This window comes from Salipiger sp. HF18 (genome assembly GCF_011806505.1).
GTDB classification, from domain to species: domain Bacteria; phylum Pseudomonadota; class Alphaproteobacteria; order Rhodobacterales; family Rhodobacteraceae; genus Salipiger; species Salipiger thiooxidans.
In genome coordinates, this window is record NZ_JAATOS010000733.1 from 1 (window position 1) to 1,496 (window position 1,496).

Consider the following 1,496-nt stretch of genomic DNA (forward strand, 5'->3'; position numbering starts at 1 on the left):
GCTCAGCACCTCGGACTGGCCGGCCTCGGTGATCACGTCCCCCTGGCGCAGGCCCTTCTCGAAGGCTTCCGAGCTCTCGTCGACGTTCACCACCGCAAGGCCCTTGGCGCTGTCGGGGAGGCTCAGCTCCTCGCGCAGGTCCTGGGTCAGCGGGCTGAGCGTCAGCCCCATGAGCTCGCTCTGCGACGGCTCGCCCGGGGTCACTTCCTGGCTCGCCGGGAAGGTGGTCTCGGCGTCCTCGCGGCGACCGAGGGTCACCAGCAGCGTCTCGGAGTTGCCGTTGCGGTTCACCACCACGCGGACCGACTTACCGACATCGGTGTTGCCGACGATCCGCACGAGCTGGCGGGTGTCCTGCACCTCCTTGCCGTCGAAGCTGGTGATCACGTCACCGGCCTGCATGCCCGAGTCCTTGGCCGGGCCGTCCGGCACGTCGGAAACCAGCGCGCCCTCGGCGGAGGCGAGGCCGAGCGCCTCGACCATGTCGTCGGTCACGTCCTGGATGCGCACGCCGAGCCAGCCGCGGCGGGTCTCGCCGAACTCGCGAAGCTGGTCGACCACCTTGGTCACGACGTTCGAGGCCATCGAGAAGCCGATGCCGATCGAGCCGCCGTTGGGCGACAGGATCGCGGTGTTCACGCCGATCACCTCGCCGTTCATGTTGAACAGCGGACCGCCCGAGTTGCCGCGGTTGATGGCGGCGTCGGTCTGGATGTAATCGTCATAGGTGCCCGAAAGCGCCCGATTGCGGGCCGAGACGATACCGGCCGAGACCGAGAAGCCCTGCCCCAGCGGGTTGCCCATGGCCATAACCCAATCGCCGACCTTGGCGTTGTCCGAGTTGCCGAAGGACACGAACTTGAGCGGGCTGTCCGCCTCGACCTTGAGCAGCGCGATGTCGGTGTTGGGATCGGTGCCGACCAGGGTTGCGGGCAGCGAGAAGCCCTCGAAGAACTCGATCTCGATTTCGTCCGCGCCCTCGATGACGTGGTTGTTGGTGACGATATAGCCGTCCTCGGAAATCACGAAGCCGGACCCCAGCGCCGAAGAGCGGCGCGGGCGGTCTTCACCCGGGCCGCCGTTGCGGTCCTGAAACTCACGGAAGAAATCCTCGAAAGGCGAGCCCTCGGGCACGATGCCCTGCGGGCCGGTGCGGCCGGCGACCATGGTCGACGTGGTAATGTTCACCACCGAGGGGCTGACTTTTTCGGCAAGAACCGAAAAGCTCTGCGGCGCGCCCTGCGCGCTGGCCATCAGCGCCTGGGAGACGATCATGAACATCGACAGCGTGGCAAGCCAGAACAGCCGCAGCGGTCTGGCGTTGTCGCGTGTTGCAGCGAATGCTTCGGGTTTCACATGGAACTCCTTCTATGCGGCAGTCGCCCGTGCCGGAGCGTTCGCGGCGCCCTGCCTCCTCATCGTGAAGCTAACATAGGAGCTCGGGAGCAACACCAAAGAAAAGGTTGCAGCCTATCAAGCGCATGTGAAACGGCGGT

The 1,496-nt window shown here is 65.9% G+C and carries 1 protein-coding gene; it reads right to left on the reverse strand.

The features are described 5' to 3' along the window. Positions 1–1,281: Do family serine endopeptidase (locus tag HC022_RS26390; RefSeq protein WP_167454361.1), on the reverse strand; the 1,281-nt coding region annotated here is incomplete at its 3' end. Positions 1,282–1,496: the final 215 nt, after the last annotated feature.